The following is a 16,594-nucleotide window of genomic DNA, read 5'->3' as shown; positions in this document are numbered from 1 at the left end:
CGACCGGGAAATTCGAGGAGCGATTCGAGGAACATGAGCAGCGCCACGAACGTCGATGCGACCGCCGTCAACACGATCGATTGGCTCTCCGCCTCGGACACCACGATCGTCGTGCCGGTCTATCAGCGGCAGTACCGCTGGGACATCGGCGGGTGCGAGCAGCTTCTCGGCGACATCCGCGCCGCAGCCGCAGGTGAAGACGGTCACACGCACTTCATCGGCTCCATCCTCTCGACCGCCAGCACGTCGGCGGAGGACGACGCCCACCTCGTCCTCATCGACGGGCAGCAGCGCGTCACGACGCTGATGCTGCTGGTCGCGGCGCTCCACCACACTCTCCGCGACGACGATCCTGGCCTCGCCGCCGAACTCGAGGCGGTGCTGGTGCGTCACGGCGAGCCGGCGCGGACGAAGCTGCGTCCCCACCGCGCCTGGGCGGACGTCTTCGAGAGCGTCGTGCTCGGCCGCCGCTCCCCCGCCGACACCGACCGCGTGTCGCGCTTCGACGACAACTACGCGTTCTTCCGGAGCCAGATCCGGCCGGACGAGGCCGCTGACATCTGGCGCGGCCTGCGCAAGCTGGAGCACGTGTCGATCACCCTCGGCGGGCAGGCGAACGCGCAGCAGATCTTCGAGAGCCTCAACTCGACGGGCGAACCGCTGCGCGACCACGAGCTGATCCACAACTACGTGCTGATGGGCCTCACGCACGCCGAGCAGAGCGAGATCGAGAACGAGTACTGGCTCGCGATCGAGGCGAACACGGGCGAGCAGATCGGTGCCTTCTGGCGGGACTACCTCGTCATGCTGACAGGGCGCGAGGTGCTCGTCGAGGGCGAGCGCGGTGTCTACGACGCGTTCCGCCACGAGTTCCCGCGCTTGGATCGGACGACGCTGCGTGCCCGCGCGCAAGAGTGGCGTGAGCTGTCGGAGATCTACCGGCTCCTGCTCGAACCGGGCTCGGCGACGGATGCGGGCATCGCACGCCATTTCGCCGCGATCAACACGCTGGGCCGCGGCATGTATCCCCTCGCGATGCGGCTGTACCGGGACCACCTGCACGGTGAGCTCTCGGCATCCGATCTGTCGCTCGCCCTGACGCATGTGGAGTCCCTGCTGCTGCGCCGGACCGTCGTCGGCCTGTCCGTCGACCGGCTCGTCGCGCGCTTCTGCCGCGCGGCGGATGAGGGGACGGAGGCGCTCGTGCTCGCCATCGCCCGCATCACGCCCTCGGACGAGCGGACCCGGGTGGGTCTGCGCTACGGCGAACTCCCCCACGCGGGTTTCGTCCTCGCGCGCCTGGCGGGGGTGGACGACGACGCCGACGTCGTCCTCGAGCACGTCCTCCCCGTGGCTCCCTCCGACGAGTGGACCGGTGACGGTGCCCGGCGCTGGGCCGACCTCAGCGACGACGAGCAGAACGCGCACCGCGCCCTCGTGAACACGCTCGGCAACCTGACGCTCCTCGAGGAGGACGCCGCCGATCGGGTGTTCGACGCCTCCTTCCCCGCGAAGCGGAGTGCCTACGCGTCGAGCGGCCTCGAGTTCACGCGTCGGATCGCGGATGCCGAGACCTGGACGACGGCTCGGATCGCCGAACGCACCGAGCAACTGACCGCGCGCTTCATGGACGCGTGGCGCCGCCCCGCCGTGGTGGGGATCGACGACGACAACCTCACGCCGATCCTCGACGCCAAGAAGCGGCGCGGCTGGCCCCGCGGCTGGCAGCGCGAGTTCGACTACGTCGAGTACCGCGGCGAGCACTGGGACGTGCGGGACGTCCGCTACCTGTTCAACCGCGTGTTCGCGAGGCTCTGGGCCGACTCGCGGCAGAGCGTCGTCGACTACAGCGCGCGCCAGGGCGGCCCGGTCTACCCGGCGATGGCCTGGAACGGCCAGTGGGACACCCTCGATGAGGGGCGGTACCTCTACCTCGGTTGGGATTCGAAGTACATGCTGACCGCCGTGCAGGGCGTGCTCGAAGAGGCCGGGTGGGCCTCGGAGGTCTTCGTCAAATACTCCTACATCGGCGACGCGATGCGCTGAGCAGGGTCAGTCCCCGTCGGCGCCGTCCGGCTCGGGTGCGGGATCGACGGGGATCTCGATCCACGTCGCCGTGGCGGGCGACACGGAGAGCAGGTCCGGAGACCAGTCCGAGACCGCGGGCCCGTCTCCCAGCCGCTCCACGGGGTTTCGTGGCTCCATCGGTTCGGCGGGGAGCCCTGCCCATTCCGACGGTTCTTCGGGTCGCTGCGTGAAGAGTCCCATGCGACCATTGTGCGCCTGTCTGCCGCCGACGCGCACGATTTCAGGCGAAAGCAAAACCCCCGCGGGAGCGGGGGTTTTCTACTTGCTGGCACAGCTGACCTCTGTTCTAACCATTTGAACTGGCCGCGCACGCTCGAGGAGCTGCGGGCTCTCACAGTTCCTGGCACGAGGGATGACGATTCGGAAGCCGCCGTTCGCTACCGTCCACACGGCCTCTCAGGGCGTCACGGCGCGAAAAGGTACAGAACATCATCCGTCGCTACGAAGGCGGCGAGAGCACACGCAGCGTCGCCGCAAGCCATGGCCTCTCCACCTCCGCCGTCGTGAACCTGCTTGGCGACAACTCCGGGTTCGTGAAGAAGAGTCACGTCACCGAGGCTGAGTCGCGCAAGCTCGCGAAGGAATACGAGGCGGAGCAATTTGCGCGAGCTCCAGGCGAAATATGACCTGTCGCACGGCGCGGTGATGCGTGCGGTTCACCGAACCGGAGTTCAGATGCGAGCCAAGGCTCCACGCCCAAAGTCGTGATGGGCTGCGGCCGTCCGTGTCAGATCACCTCACTTGAGTCGCTTGTTCACCTTTATCGGATTCTGTGTGCGGTCGAAGCTCGCAACGTGTCCCTTCGTTCGCAGCTGGTCAAGGAGCGCAAGCGCGGCTGGCGAGTTCGGGATCTTGGGCTTCTGATATCCGACGTAGGTGAGCTTCTCGTACTCGCCGCCCAGTGGACTGAGCACCATGTGCAGCTGTGCTCCGCTCGCGTTCCCGAGATACGGAACCAGCAGCGTCAGTACCTGATCTGCCGGCACTCTTGCCGCCGCAAACTGGACGATGAGTGAATACTTCATGGTGACGCCGAATTTGACGGCCAAGCGCGCAAGCTGCTTGAGCCCGGCGTTTCCGCCATGCGGTGCGTACGCTTCGGCTTGCTCGACCATGACACGCTTCGCGTCGTCGGATACTGCTGTGCTTGCGAGAATCGGCCCGAGATCGCCCAGCACCAGTTCGGGAGTTGCCCACTCCGGGAACTTCGGCGAGGCGCGAAGAACTCTCTCCCTCGTCGCCCAGTCGGTACTCGCGAGATGCGCCCACGTCGCCGCATTATCGGCGATGACCCGACGCTCCCGCAGCTCCCCGAAGAGAACGCCGCTCTCTTGCGGTAGACCACTGACGTCTACCCAGTCCTTGAGATTCAGACTCTCCGCGAGCGTTGCGCGATGGACCGGCCCGAGCTGAGCCGCGGCGGAGATAACCGTCACCGCGAGTTCCTGCTTCGCTGCCTCCTCGACGCCGCCAACGCCGGAGATGGCCCCAGCACCCGCGAGCACTGCCGCGAGCGGTTCGTCGACGCTTCCCGCGCGGTCGAGGTACTTTGTCACGTTCGCAAATGTCGCGGTGAAACGTTCGTTCGTGCCGAGCGCTTCCCAGGTCTCTTCCTGCACGTCATCGATGTTGTGCACGATGCTGTCGTCCGAGGCGCTCGCGACGAACCGTTCGACGGAGCCCGGCGCTGCCTCATGCACGGCACTAACCAGAGCTGGGAACTGATTAGCACTCGCATTAGACGGCACCCGTCCGTCGATCGCCGAAAGGTATGCGGGCAACTCGCCCAGAACCTTCGGGTACACGTGCTGCGGGTTCTTCTCGCGGATGACGTCGAGCGAGAGGTCACTGTCACCGAGGGCGGAGCTCAGGTTGTCGAACGTGAGGTCGTAGAGCCCCTGCCGCACGAACGCTGGTCGAGCCGAGTCGCTGAGGAGATGAAGCTCGGGAAGCGAGATCGCGAGGGTCTTGAAGAGCTGCGCAACCCGTCGTGCCGCGGCGGCAGAAAGCTCCGTCTTCGTGAGCGCCGGAAACCGCGCGTAGTTCTCGGAAAGGTATTGCTTGCAGGCATCGTCTGTGCGAGGTCGGGCGCCGTCATGCAGGCTCTCCAGGCAATTGCTGACGAGCTGAAGCCGCTTCTCGTCATCCAGGTCGGCTTCAGATACCAGGTAGGCAAGGGTTCGCGGGCTCGCGACAGTGAGCCGAGCGACAAGCTCGCGCGACTGGCTCCCGGCTTCGAAGTAGCTCTGGAGGAATCGGCGAGCGTAGGGCTCAAAACGCGCGACCGCCGACACCATCGCGTCGGCGTACGGACTGTTCGTCGCTAGCAAGTGGTCGAGTATCGCGATGTTGAACAGGGCCGGATCGCCGAGCGAATGTGCCTTGCGCTCGCGAATGACTGCGTCGACGTCATCAGGGCTCAGCTTGAAGTGCTCATCCATACGCCCACGCTCGACGTGATGAATGATGAAGTTCGTCGCGGCGGGGCTTACGCGGTCGCCGTGGAACGTCGATGTGTACAGCGTGAAGTTGCGGTCGATGAATCCGGCGCGGATCAACTCGAATGCGAGGCCGCGGGTGAACAGCTGTTCTGCGACATCCGCCAGCGTAAGTTCCTCGTCGTCGAAATCGACGAGGAACTCCGGCCGCTTGATGAGGTCGCCCATGTCGGCGGAGCGGAGAAACTCGAGCTCCTCTTGTCGCTCCGCGATCCGCTCGTTGATCTCGTCGCGATCGACCTGTTTCCATATCTCCGCGTTCAGGGTGTCATCGAGGACTGTCGCGACATCAGCGCGAGTGATCGACACCGTATGGCCGTGATAGGTGTTTTGCCAGATCACGGGAGAAGCTCCGTCGCCCTCGACGAAGTCTTTCCAGAACGCACTCGTCCGGAAGTAGTCCGCCGTTCGCACGGCGCCTGCGTACTGATACTGCTCGCTATAGCGGCGCAGGTTCGCCGAGCGGATGATGATGTCGAGTTGGACGAGAAGCTTGTCCCCCAACCGCTGCGCCCGGTTGCCTTCATTCCCGGCGCGCGTCAACTGGTGCTTCGCGATGCGAATGTCACGTTCGATGCGGGCGACGTTCTCGGTGACGAGCGACCGGCTCGCTTCATAGAGCCGGTCGAGTTTGCTCTTACCGAGGCGAATCACTTCGAAGTCGCTGAGGTGCGTGCTCTTGTAGAGCATCATGGCGAACAGATCAGTCTCGCTGAGCTCAAGCTGTTCACCATCGCCCGAGAAGATCCGGTCCCTGAACACCACGAACTCATTCCGGACGTTCTTCAGCAGACGCATGTCGGGCACGAACCGACCAGCGAGATCTACCAGGTCATCCGACACCTTGTGATTGATGCCGCGGAGGATCTGAGTCGTCAAGTTACGGGCGCTGCGGTGGGTGATGAACGGCACCACCGGGATGACGAGGTCGAAGAACTTCGTGCGGTTGGCACGGACGGACTCAGCCTGTGCCGGGTCAGTGAGGTCAGCGAGGGTGGCGTCGGCCTTCCGACCTTCCTGCTCCAGACCTATCCGATCGAAGATGCTGTCCTTGATCGCGTAGATGAAGCGAACCGGCCGATTCTCGATCTGCGGCGCAGCATTGAGCAGGGTGTTCAGCGACCTGAGTGTCTCGAAGATGTGGGAGTCGTTGAAGCGGTCGATGTCCTCGAAGATGACGATGCTATGATTCGACGTTTCGAAGAAGTAGACGATCTCGTCGAGGTACTGATCAAAGTAGGAGACCGACTTCTCGTCCAGCGTCACCGCCGCGGGTCCGGCGGAGAACTGCTTGATGTGAACCCGGCCGTGCAGCAACCAGCGAACCAGATAGACCGCCCCGCCCGCGACGAGAAGGACGCCGGGATACACCCATAGCCCGATCTCGCCCAGCGGCTCGAGCGTCTTCGTGATGACCGCGCCCCATCCGGCAATGAGGAAGATGAGCGTGACGATAAGGCCGGCCAACCCTGCGAGGGTGACCTCGCGCCACGGATTGAACCGCTCGATACGGCGGAAGCGCGAACCCGCGGCGTTATCCGGCTCCTCCCGATAGAGCAGCTGCTTGACGATCTCCTGCTGGATGCGGTTGGTAGGTGTCGTCGCCTGACGCGGAACGGAATCGTCGAGCGATCCTTGCTCGATTGGGGCGAGCGTCGACAGCGAAAGTTCCACAACCTCATCGCCCTTGAGCCTTGACACCTCCTGGAGGATGCTGCTCTTTCCGACGCCGTAGTTGCCCGACAGCGCGATGTTGCGAATGAGCGGGTTTTCAAGCGCCTTCACGATTGCGGTTGCGTATTGCGCGTGTTCCGACTTGATGAACGTCGGCGTGAGGGCGACAAGCTCCCACTCCTTCGACGGTGGAACCTCAGCGCCGGGCTGTTCGTCCCCAGCTTCAGTTGTGTCACCCGCAGTGATGTTGTCCATGTTCCCCATAAGTGCCCCTGATTATGACAGCGGGGTCAGACACGTCAAGCGTGAGCGAAATGCGTCACCGCGCGATTGGGGGCACCCACGCTCACGATTCACGGCGTCGCTCGGACCTTCTGCATCCGCGGCCGGTTCGACACGGGCGAAAGCCCGCGCCGTGCCTGGAGGAGGCTCTCATCCTTGGTGTTCTCTTCACGATGAGCCGAGCGGGGCGTATAGAACGCCCCGGCGTCCTTACCCGTCTCTTTGCCAGCGAACTGTCCGAGGAAGTACTCGTAGACGCGACCCAGCACATCGTCGGCACCGTGGTCATCGGTCGCCGTGAAGCCGATGGAACCGATCAGATCGACCAGCTCACCAAGACGACGCTTGTCGAGACCGTCGCGCCCGTAGTTGCGTGGAAGCACCCCTCGGAGCGACAGGTTCTCCTTCTCTATGAGGTCCATCGCCTGATCGATCTGCTGCTCAATCTCGGGCAGTTTCGCCACCGATTGGATACATCCCCACCTCGCCACCTCCGGGACCCAGAACACGTTGTGACTGGTGTACTCGTCTCGGTCCTCCAGGAACGATGCGATCCGCTCGGGCCTGATTTCCTCGGCGACGAGCTCGGCCTCGAGCGCAGAACGGCGCTCCTCGAAGCGGTCAGGAATGTACTTGAGAAAAACCAGACCAAGCACGACGTGCTTGTACTCACCGGGCTCCTGGTTGCCGCGCAGCTTGTCGGCAGCCTCCCAAAGGGTCTGCTCGAGGGTCTTTGTGGGCTTCGGCTTCGCGACTCGTGCCATGTTCGATAGTTCCTCCAACGCGCGTCTCTCCGCGCATTAGTTCCTTGTCCCCAGGACCTGTCCCCAGGGTACCGACGCTCACAGACAGCACCCAGAAATGGCGTGTGGGGCGTGGCGGGTGATTAGGCGAGCGCTCCCGCGGCGTCCGGCACCTTCATCGTGGCCAGCACGGCGTTGTCGCGGTACTGCTTCGAGCCGGCGACCTGGCGAACCGTCTTCACTACCTCGGCAACGCCAACCACCGCGATCGGGCCCGCGCCGACAACCTGCTTCACGCACCGCTCGCGCACGGCAGCCTCGCTGCCGCCGCCGGCGAACTTGCCGACCTGAAGTCGCAGCTCGCGACCTGGTCAACGCTGAAACCAAACCGCTCCGCGGCCGCCGCGACGACAGTGGAACGGATCTGCTCGTCGTTGAGGAGCGCGTGGGCGTCGTTCCAGGTGCGATTCTCGCTCTCGCCACGCACTCGAGCGGCCACAACCCCGCGAGAGCCGAAGACGGACTTCACCGTCGCGGGCACGAGCTTGTCAGCGCGAGCGGCGACGAGATCGACTCTGAAGCCGTGGCGTCTGCTATTCCTCATAGGCGAACTTGCGGGTGCGGCGCTTGACGGCGAACTTGAGCGCGCTCGAAACGACCAACCCTTCGGCTTCCAGCGCGAGGGCGACGAACTGCTGAAAGGCTTCCACCCTTCCGACAGTAGCCAGCGGCACCGACATCGCTGCTGAGTCGAAATGGGGCGACGTCGCTCTATGGAGCCTTCCGCACTGCATCGGCGGGGCGAATCTCGTCAGCCCCCTCGGCACGCAACTGTTCAATCTCCGCATGCACCTCGCTCGCAGCTGCCTTCAACTCAGAGATCGTGAGGTCAGGTGTCTTGACGTACTTCAGGACAGACGAAGGGGCGAAGTGATTGAACTCTTTCCGTCCCGCGGCCGTTTGTGGCAGGTGGGCAGGGAATGTGTAGAACTCCGGATGCTCACGACTCACAGCCTCGCGGAGACGATGCGACTCCTCGCTTCGGCCACGAATGGATTCGTCGTGGTAGATCGCAGTGCGTCGAAACTGGCTGCCTTGAAGTTGCCAGCCCAGATGCGCATGAATCCCGCTTGTGAATGTGTACTCGAAGGACTCGACGAACGGCGTCGCATTGGTCATCCCGCTTCCAGCGGGCTGCTCCAGCCCGGGGAGGAACTCGTTGAGCACCCGGGCGACGCGCTGTGCACGCGCCTTGTGCAGCGCCGCGCGCATCTGCGAACTGGAGATCGCGGAGAGAAGCGACCCGGGCAGCCAGACCGCCTCGTCGTCGGACTGTACGTCGACGGCCGAGATAAGCAGGTGCAAATCCGCGATAAGCGCGGCGTAGCGGCGCATCGTCTCGACCTCGTAGGACGAGTCGGCGGGGAGCGCGTCGAGGATCCGAGTAGAGAACTCGGAGTAGCTCAGGTAGCGCCACTCCCCCGGGTTAAAGTCCGGCGCGCTGACGGAAAGCAGCACGAGGGCCGGCGTATGCGGCCACTTCGACGCGGCCGCTTTGTACTCGTCGAGCTGGGCGCGGTGGGGCAGAGAGAAGACCTTGTTCTCGATGACGAGCGGGGCACGATCCGGCCAGTGGAACACAAGATCCATGTGGCCCCGCTCGCGCTCGACAAAGCGACCTGAGTCTGCGCCAGGCGAGGCGAGCGGCCGGAAGGTCGCGTCCGCTACATCAGGAAGTTGGTCGAAGAACCAGCCGATGAGATTGGAATGGAATAGTTCGCGCTGGCCGTACATGAGTCTCCCGAGCGGGTTCGCTTCGATGCGGCGCGCGACGTCTTTAAAGTCCTCAGTCATGACGAGTCTCAGGCTTACCCGACCTCAAGCGGGCTCGTGGAGGCGATAGCGCCACACCGTGCACACTTGGCTCGATCGCTGGCGTAGGGCTGAAGCGTCCTCGCACCACACGACGGACAGACCCCACTCAAGGTCCACCGCGGCCTACTCCGCGAGCCAAGATTGGTGGTCCAGCCTTGCCGCCGCGCTTTCGTCAGAAGGTTCGTTAGCCAGTTCTCGTCGACCTGTCCGCCTCGGACGGAAGCGAAGTGTTGCACGAGGCTCGCCCGGGTCGCCTCACCGACTTTGTCGAGAAACGCAACGAGTGAACGGACATCAGGATTGTCGGGGCCGTCCGCTGTCGCTTCCTGGGCGTCCATCCGTTCCCGTTGGAGGGTAGCCAGCCTGGCAGCTTCGGCGAAGACCGTGAGCGCAGCCGACAGTGCCTGGACCCCCTGCTGATCGATCGGATAGATCGGCACTCGTGGGGGCCCCGGCACCCGGTACTCGCCGCTGTTGGTACGGTCTGGATCCGCGAGCCACACGGCTCGCCCAGGAAGCGCCTCGAAGCTTACGACCGCGACCGGACCAGCGGCCGGTTCAAGACCTCTAACCCGATAGCCGGCAGCCCACCAAGCACTCACTTGTGGTCGTCCCGCAGCTTTCGCGCCACTCCCCGCCCACCAGGAACGTTCCCGCGCGCTACTCGGCAGCCCCTTCTCACCTGCGGCTTTCAGGATCCCGTCAATCGCATCGACGGTGTATTGGGGGTGATCACGTCCGTCAGCTGCGAGTGACTTGTATAGCCCTCGATACCGCCGCGCGGGCGCAGGGTAGACCTCGCGCATAGGCGCCTTGCCGATCTCGGCTAGACGCGGGAGCTTCGACTTGACGCCCTTCAGATCCTCCAGCGTGACGTCACGAAGGCGCGAGGTGATCTCGGCTGCTAGAACGGACCGATCAACCCGCTCCGCAAGCTGCGACGGATTGACCAGCTCCCAGAACTCGCGATCGAAATCGAGCTGCAGAGCCCTACAAATACCGACAATGACACGGAAGGGGAAGGGGCTGTCGGCGCATAGGAGTCGGTTGAGGTGGTCTTCAGTCAGGGGAACCGACCAGGCCAGATGTGTCTTCACATCTTCGACAGAGCGATCAACTGCGCGCGCGGTTGAGTCGATGATCCGAGCGAACCGCTTAGCGATGATCTCTCGAAGGACCTGGCGGCGGCGATCGATGGCGTCGATCCAAGCCAGCCGTACCGAATCGCCGGACTCCAGTTGCGACTGATCGACCGATCCCACTCCTCGATTCCAGCGACCAACTATCTCCAATGGATCGTTGTCGTACAACTCGCGCGGCCACAGCCAGGCAGCGACCAGAAGTCCGTCCGGGGACTCCAGCACTTGCGCATCGTCGCGCGATGCGTCTTCGGAGGGCTTCAGCCGATCCGCGTAGGCGACTTCAGCTTGGAAGCGATTCCTCAGCGCCTGGTCCTCGACGACGTCGTTTGGAGTCATACCCACAGCCTAGCCTTAATGCACGGAGCGGGCCGCCACACAGGAGTGTTGCGCAGTATTCGATGGTCGGCTACTCTCGACTTAGTTGCACGGCATGTCGACTCAACTCAGCGGCCCGTGCATAGAGATCGGACTAGAGATGCCAGTATCCGAGGCGTTCCGCGCTACAACAGAGATCACACTTGAGACGCGTACCAAGTCGGCTCGACGCTTCGCCGCGCTCATCGACCTGGAGAACCTGGCTATCGTGAACGACGCCCGTATCTCCGTAGAGCGGATGCAGCAGCTTCTCTCGGTGGTGGAGCTACAGGTAGTCGGCATGCCCGTGCGTGTGGCGACGGGGCCCAGCATCCTGCGCCACTACATGGAGCTGCTCTGCTTCCAGCGCTGGGGGCTGACACTGGTTCCCTCCCAACCGGACGCCGCCGACGATGCACTCTGCGATGCAGCGGTCGAGTTCACGCACCGCGGTGTAACCGACCTGGTTATCGTCGGAGGCGACCACGCCTATGTACCCCTCGCCAGACACGCTCGCCTGCATGTGATCTCGCATGCTGACCACCTAAGCAACTCGCTTCGCCTGGCTGCGACCTCAGTCGCCCTCCTTCCGGACGCTCGTATGGTCGCCCAGCGAGCAGCGAGCTGAGCCCAATTTCACAGTCACCCCTGAGCCACCCCGAAGATTGGAACCCACAATGAGTCAGATAGTCCCTGCCCGGCGCCCACAGTGTGCATCGATACTCCAGAAGCTGTGTCGCCATGCGCTAGACATCTGCCGAGACCAGCAGTTCAGAGCGACACTGAGAGAAGAGGCGTGGAGCTTCACAGCCGCCATTGGCGCAGCGGTCCGCGACGCCTCTCAGCGTCACAGCTCAGTCTGACGCTGGACGCGGCCGAGAGATGCATGGAGCTTCATGAGCAAGAGCTTTGAGGACAGTGCATCGGACGGATGGATACCGATGCCCCGGGGCTGGACGTTCACGTTCACCAAGGTAGTGGTGAGGAACACGCAGAGCAGTACTCTGACGTGGTTCCCGATACCTGACCCCAACGGCTATGTAGGGATCGGCCTCGCGCTCATGAGCAAGACTGGGAGCCCGGCATGCGAGTTCTGGATCTGGACAGATGACTCTGCGGATCGGACTGCGCGAGTCGTCCGGCTCGGATATGGACGGTACGTCGTCGAGCTCCACGGCGAAGACGTCTTCGCGGTAGTCGAGGATCCGACCGGCGACGCGAGCGAACAAATGACCACCACCGAGGAGCGCGATGTCCTCAGCCGCACTGCGGTGTCCCCCGCACGGACCTTCTCTTCTTCAGTAGCCGTCGAGAGTTGCGTGCGCCTATGGCTCAATCACGGCCGTCTCCACGACGGGTTCAGCCCCGGGCACCAAGTTGGCCTCTGACGCCAGAGGACACGACATGGCCAGGGAAAACCGAATCGACCTCGCAGGTGCGTTGTTCGATCCGGATGTCTGTGGCCATTCGAAGAGTGATCAAGGGTGCTGCGCGACCCGCAACCAGAATGACTCAGCGGATGCGCAGCGGCACGATTGCACGCACCTCAATGAAGTGAGCGAGGTGCGAGGAATCTAGAAGGTACAAGAGGGAGGGGCTGCGCCGGCCACAGACTCCGCTGCTCGCGTGTTCATCTTCGCGGGCGGTTGGACCCTTCGACCGGCACAGCCGATCGCCCTCTGCGTCTTTGTATACGAGAGTCGGGGCGACGCGTCGATATCGCTGCGCTCACACGCAACTGACCAAGCAGCTGAACAAGCTCGAGGCCCAAGAGGAACGCCTCATCGAACTCGCCGCAACGCGGTCCCTCCCGATCGCGAAGATCCGCGAGCGAATGAAGCAGACCACCCTTCAGAAGGAAGCCATCAATGAACAACTCGACGTCACCGTCGACCGACTCCAATACGGCATCGACACCGCGCTGGCCTACATCGATCTACTGCGCGATCCCGGCGAGCTCTACAAGCGGGCCTCAGACACTGTCCGACGCGATCTCCTGACTGCGTTCTTCGAGCACCTGACGGTCCACATGGAACCAGAGCGCATTCGCGTCACGGGCGAACGTCAAGTGAACGCGCGCATCCGAGAGATCAGCGCCGAGTTGGCCGTCACGCGACAGCACAGCGGCGGGAAAACAAGAACTCCCCTCTCGCAGGAGGGGAGTTCAGTTCGCTCCATGGCCCGTTCATTTGACCATGGCTCGAGTAACGTCCGTATGGCTGGGGTACCTGGACTCGAACCAAGAACAACTGAACCAGAATCAGCCGTGTTGCCAATTACACCATACCCCACCGGGTTTCAACCGGAGTCGTACCGAGGATCAAGCTTAGCCCACGGTGCGGCCCCGGCCAAACCGGACGCGCATCCCGAGCGCGTCGCGTCTCAGCTGCGCTCGGCGCGCAGGCGCTCAAGACGGTCGAGCGTGACGGACTTGCCCAGCAGCTCCATCGACTCGAACAGCGGCGGCGAGACGCGCCGGCCGCTCAGTGCGACGCGCGCGGGTCCGTAGGCGACGCGGGGCTTCAGGCCCAACCCGTCGATGAGGGATGCCGCCAGTGCCGCCTGGATCGCCTCGGCGGTGAAGGCGTCCTCCGGCACCGCCTGCAGCGCGTCGATAGAGGCGGCGAGCACCTCGGCGGTGTTCGCGGGCAGTCCCTTCACCGCGTCCTCGTCGTACGCCTCCACGTCTCGGAAGAGGAATCCGAGCAGCCCCGGAGCGTCGCCGAGCATCTGCATCCGCTCCTGGACGAGCGGGGCAGCCTTCGCGAGCAGCTCGCGCTGCGCGTCGGTGGGAGGCGTGCTGACGACGCCGGCGCCGACCAGGTACGGGACTAGGCGCGACGCGAAGTCGGCGGGTTCCAGCATCCGGATGTGGTCGCCGTTGATCGACTCGGCCTTCTTCTGGTCGAAGCGGGCGGGGTTGGGGTTCACGTTCACGATGTCGAACGCCTCGATGAGCTCCTGGCGCGAGAAGACGTCGCGGTCCGGCGCGATCGACCAGCCGAGGAGGGCGAGGTAGTTCAGGAGCCCCTCGTGGATGAAACCCTTCTCGCGCTGCAGGAAGAGGTCGGCCTTCGGGTCGCGCTTGGAGAGCTTCTTCGTGCCCTCCTCACCCAGCACGAGCGGCATGTGCGCGAAGCGCGGCACGAAGGTCGTCACCCCGGCGTCGATGAGCGCGCCGTAGAGGGCGAGCTGACGGGCGGTCGAGGGCATGAGGTCCTCGCCGCGGAGCACATGGGTGATCCCCATCAGGGCGTCGTCGACGGGGTTGGTGAACGTGTAGAGCGGCACGCCGCCGGCGCGCACGACGACGAAGTCGGGGAACGACCCGGCCGGGAAGGTGACCTCGCCGCGGATGAGGTCGACGTAGGTCACGTCCTCGTCCGGCACGCGCAGTCGCCAGGCGGGCTCGCGGCCCTCCGCGCGGAACGCGGCCTTCTGCTCGTCCGTCAGCGTGCGGTCGAAGTTGTCGTAGCCGAGTTGCTTGGCGCGGCCGTTGGCTTCGTTGCGGGCGTCGATCTCCTCGGCGGTCGAGTACGACTCGTACACGGCACCGGTCGCGATCAGCTTGTCGAGCATCTCGCGGTAGATGTCGTGGCGCTGCGACTGCCGGTACGGCTCATGCGGGCCGCCCTTCTCGACGCCCTCGTCCCAGTCGATCTCGAGCCAGGTCAGGGCGTCGACGAGCTGGCGATAGCTCTCCTCGCTGTCGCGAGCGGCATCCGTGTCCTCGACGCGGAAGATCATCTTGCCGCCGGTGTGCCGCGCGTACGCCCAGTTGAACAGGGCGGTGCGGACCATCCCGACGTGCGGGAGCCCCGTCGGCGAGGGGCAGAACCGGACGCGGACGTCGGAGCCGGAGGCGGTCGTGGTGAGGGGGTGCGGTGCAGTGGACATCGCCGTCAAGTCTACGACCGGCGCCGCTCCCGCCCCGCGCCCTCAGCGCCGCGCGTAGGGCGAGAGGACGGTGATCGCGACGACCACCGCGAGGGCGACGAGGGCGAGCCCTCCGTAGCCGATGAGGCTCAGGATGCCGCCCGCGAGCACCGATCCGATCGCCGCCGACAGCGTCATCGCCGTGTCGCTGCGCCCCTGCCTGCGGGGACGCAGTTCGGTCGGCGTCGCCTCGGTCAGCAGCGCCGCGCCGCCCACGGTCGCCGCGCTCCACCCGAGACCGAGCAGCAGCAGGGCGATCAGGACCGCGGTGGGCGAGTTCGGGGCGACCGCCGCCGTCACGAGGGACGCGGCGAGGATGCCCTGCCCCAGGAGGATCGTCTGCAGACGCCCCCACCGGTCGGCCAGGATGCCGAAGACCGGCGACAGCCCGTACATCCCGAAGACGTGCAGCGCGATCGTGACGCCGACGATCGTCGTCACGTTGCGCGGGTCGAGGTGGGAGAGATGGACCGGGGTCATCGCCATGACGGAGGCCATCGTCACGTGCGAGCCCGCCACCGCGAACACGGCGTAGCGGGCGACGACGGGACGGTCCGGCTCGTCGAGCTGCGGGTCCCGGGGATCGCGCGACCGCGCGACCTGCTGCGCGACCTTCAGCGGGTCGGGGCGCAGCGCCACCAGGTAGAGCGCCAGAGCGAGGGTCTGCGCGACGATCGAGAACGCGTACGAACCCGTGAGGGGCGGCATTCCAAGCCATCCGCCGACAGCCTCCCCCGGTGTGAGCATGAGCGGACCGACCACGCCCCCGACCGTGGTCGCCCACACGACCGTGCCGAGGTCGCGCCCCCGCCGCCCCTGCCCCGAGAGGTCGGCCGCCGCGAACCGGGACTGCAGATTGCCGGCGTTGCCGGCGCCGATGAGGATCACGCCGACCAGGAGCAGGGGGAAGGCGCGGAGCGCCGCGGCCGTGATGACGACCGCGATCCCCACGAGGGCGAGCAGGTTGCCGAGGGTCAGCGCCCGGCGCCGCCCCTGCGCCGCCGCGAGGCGGGCGAGCGGGATCGCGCAGAGCGCGGCGCCGAGGGTGACGGATGCCGTCGCGAACCCCGACAGTGACTCCTGGCCCGACAGGTCGGCAGCCAGGAGAGCCCCCAGCGACACCGTCGCGCCGAACGCGACACCGCCGAGGACCTGCCCCGCCGCGAGGACGGTGACGGTGCGCCGCTGGATGCGCGCGACATCCGTCGTTGTGAGGGAGAGCAGTCCTTCGTCAGGCATTCCGCGCCGTGTTGCGCAGGATGCCGAGGCCCGAGATCTCCACTTCGAGGACGTCGCCGGCGTGGAACTCGCCGATCCCGGCCGGCGTACCGGTCAGGATGACGTCGCCGGGCAGCAGCGTGAACGCCGCGGAGGCGTAGGCGATGATCTCCGGTACCGAGTGGACCATGTCGGAGATCGGACCGTCCTGACGGACCTCGCCGTTCACGCGCGACACGATGCGCGCTCCACCGTCGAGGTCGAACTCGGTCTCGATGATCGGTCCGAGCGGGCAGAACGTGTCGAATCCCTTGGCGCGGGACCACTGGCCGTCCGAGCGCTGCAGGTCGCGCGCCGTGATGTCGTTGCCGATCGTGTACCCGAACACGTAGTCGAGCGCCTTGTCGGCGGGGACGTTCTTCGCGACCCGCCCGATGACGACGGCGAGCTCGCCCTCGTAATCGGTGCGCTGCGACTGCGGCGGCCGCACGATCGCGTCGTCGGGGCCGATCACAGACGTGTTGGGCTTGAGGAACAGCAGCGGTTCGGTGGGCGCTTCCCCACCCATCTCGGCGGCGTGATCACGGTAGTTCTTGCCGACGCAGACGATCTTCGAGCGCGGAATCGAGGGCGCGAGGAGCGTGATCTCGGCGAGCGGGATCCGCTCACCCGTCGTCTCGAACCCGGTGAACATCGGGTCGCCGGCGAGCTCGACGACCTCCTTCTCGTCGATGATCCCGTAGCGGATGGCCTCGTTGCGGCTGTAACGGACGATGCGCACGGA

The 16,594-nt window shown here is 65.1% G+C and carries 13 protein-coding genes and 1 tRNA gene; 3 read left to right on the top strand and 11 right to left on the bottom strand.

What is annotated here, in order from left to right; translation table 11 throughout:
* Positions 1-33 precede the first annotated feature (33 nt).
* Entirely contained in the window at positions 34-2,046 is a 2,013-nt protein-coding gene (locus ACPEH0_RS01945) for a DUF262 domain-containing protein (RefSeq protein ID WP_366213139.1), read from the top strand.
* 6 nt (positions 2,047-2,052) lie between these two features.
* Here the strand turns inward: ACPEH0_RS01945 and ACPEH0_RS01940 are convergent, their stop codons facing one another.
* The 7 genes from ACPEH0_RS01940 to ACPEH0_RS01910 all read right to left on the bottom strand — a co-directional run bounded on the left by ACPEH0_RS01940 (position 2,053) and on the right by ACPEH0_RS01910 (position 10,638).
* Entirely contained in the window at positions 2,053-2,268 is a 216-nt protein-coding gene (locus ACPEH0_RS01940; protein ID WP_217530051.1) for a hypothetical protein, read from the bottom strand.
* Positions 2,269-2,825: 557 nt separating this feature from the next.
* The gene (locus ACPEH0_RS01935) at positions 2,826-6,515 is read right to left on the bottom strand and encodes a DNA-binding protein (protein ID WP_366213140.1); all 3,690 of its coding nucleotides are present in this window, start codon (positions 6,513-6,515) and stop codon (positions 2,826-2,828) included.
* 98 nt (positions 6,516-6,613) lie between these two features.
* The gene (locus ACPEH0_RS01930; RefSeq protein WP_366213141.1) at positions 6,614-7,306 is read right to left on the bottom strand and encodes a type I restriction-modification system subunit M N-terminal domain-containing protein; all 693 of its coding nucleotides are present in this window, start codon (positions 7,304-7,306) and stop codon (positions 6,614-6,616) included.
* 122 nt (positions 7,307-7,428) lie between these two features.
* The gene (locus ACPEH0_RS01925; RefSeq protein WP_366213142.1) at positions 7,429-7,581 is read right to left on the bottom strand and encodes a hypothetical protein; all 153 of its coding nucleotides are present in this window, start codon (positions 7,579-7,581) and stop codon (positions 7,429-7,431) included.
* A 297-nt stretch (positions 7,582-7,878) separates the two neighbouring features.
* Positions 7,879-8,025 (bottom strand): hypothetical protein, encoded by a 147-nt coding sequence (locus ACPEH0_RS01920; RefSeq protein ID WP_366213143.1) that lies wholly within the window; start codon positions 8,023-8,025, stop codon positions 7,879-7,881.
* A 31-nt stretch (positions 8,026-8,056) separates the two neighbouring features.
* Positions 8,057-9,139, bottom strand: a complete 1,083-nt coding sequence (locus ACPEH0_RS01915) for a hypothetical protein (RefSeq protein ID WP_366213144.1) — start codon at positions 9,137-9,139, stop codon at positions 8,057-8,059.
* 14 nt (positions 9,140-9,153) lie between these two features.
* Positions 9,154-10,638, bottom strand: a complete 1,485-nt coding sequence (locus ACPEH0_RS01910; protein ID WP_366213145.1) for a hypothetical protein — start codon at positions 10,636-10,638, stop codon at positions 9,154-9,156.
* A 94-nt stretch (positions 10,639-10,732) separates the two neighbouring features.
* Here ACPEH0_RS01910 and ACPEH0_RS01905 point away from each other — a divergent pair, with 94 nt between their 5' ends.
* Both ACPEH0_RS01905 and ACPEH0_RS01900 read left to right on the top strand, forming a co-directional pair.
* Complete coding sequence (locus ACPEH0_RS01905; RefSeq protein WP_366213146.1) at positions 10,733-11,284, top strand: hypothetical protein; 552 nt, start codon at positions 10,733-10,735, stop codon at positions 11,282-11,284.
* Between the two features lie 268 nt (positions 11,285-11,552).
* Positions 11,553-12,044: a hypothetical protein gene (locus ACPEH0_RS01900; RefSeq protein WP_366213147.1), complete on the top strand. Its 492-nt coding sequence runs from the start codon at positions 11,553-11,555 to the stop codon at positions 12,042-12,044.
* An 828-nt stretch (positions 12,045-12,872) separates the two neighbouring features.
* Here the strand turns inward: ACPEH0_RS01900 and ACPEH0_RS01895 are convergent.
* The 4 genes from ACPEH0_RS01895 to ACPEH0_RS01880 all read right to left on the bottom strand — a co-directional run bounded on the left by ACPEH0_RS01895 (position 12,873) and on the right by ACPEH0_RS01880 (position 16,591).
* Positions 12,873-12,947 (bottom strand) — tRNA-Gln (locus tag ACPEH0_RS01895).
* A 91-nt stretch (positions 12,948-13,038) separates the two neighbouring features.
* Positions 13,039-14,553 carry a glutamate--tRNA ligase gene (gene gltX / locus ACPEH0_RS01890; RefSeq protein ID WP_366213149.1) on the bottom strand — a complete coding sequence of 505 codons (1,515 nt, stop codon included), beginning with the start codon at positions 14,551-14,553 and terminating at the stop codon, positions 13,039-13,041.
* A gap of 42 nt (positions 14,554-14,595) precedes the next feature.
* Positions 14,596-15,831 carry an MFS transporter gene (locus ACPEH0_RS01885; RefSeq protein ID WP_366213150.1) on the bottom strand — a complete coding sequence of 412 codons (1,236 nt, stop codon included), beginning with the start codon at positions 15,829-15,831 and terminating at the stop codon, positions 14,596-14,598.
* On the bottom strand, positions 15,824-16,591 hold the full coding sequence (locus tag ACPEH0_RS01880) for a fumarylacetoacetate hydrolase family protein (RefSeq protein WP_064001919.1): 768 nt from the start codon (positions 16,589-16,591) through the stop codon (positions 15,824-15,826). The genes ACPEH0_RS01885 and ACPEH0_RS01880 overlap by 8 nt, the downstream gene beginning before the upstream one ends.
* Positions 16,592-16,594 lie beyond the last annotated feature (3 nt).

The organism is Microbacterium sp. NPDC079356, assembly GCF_049545465.1.
GTDB lineage: Bacteria > Actinomycetota > Actinomycetes > Actinomycetales > Microbacteriaceae > Microbacterium > Microbacterium gawkjiense.
This window is presented reverse-complemented; position numbering and strand designations above follow the sequence as displayed.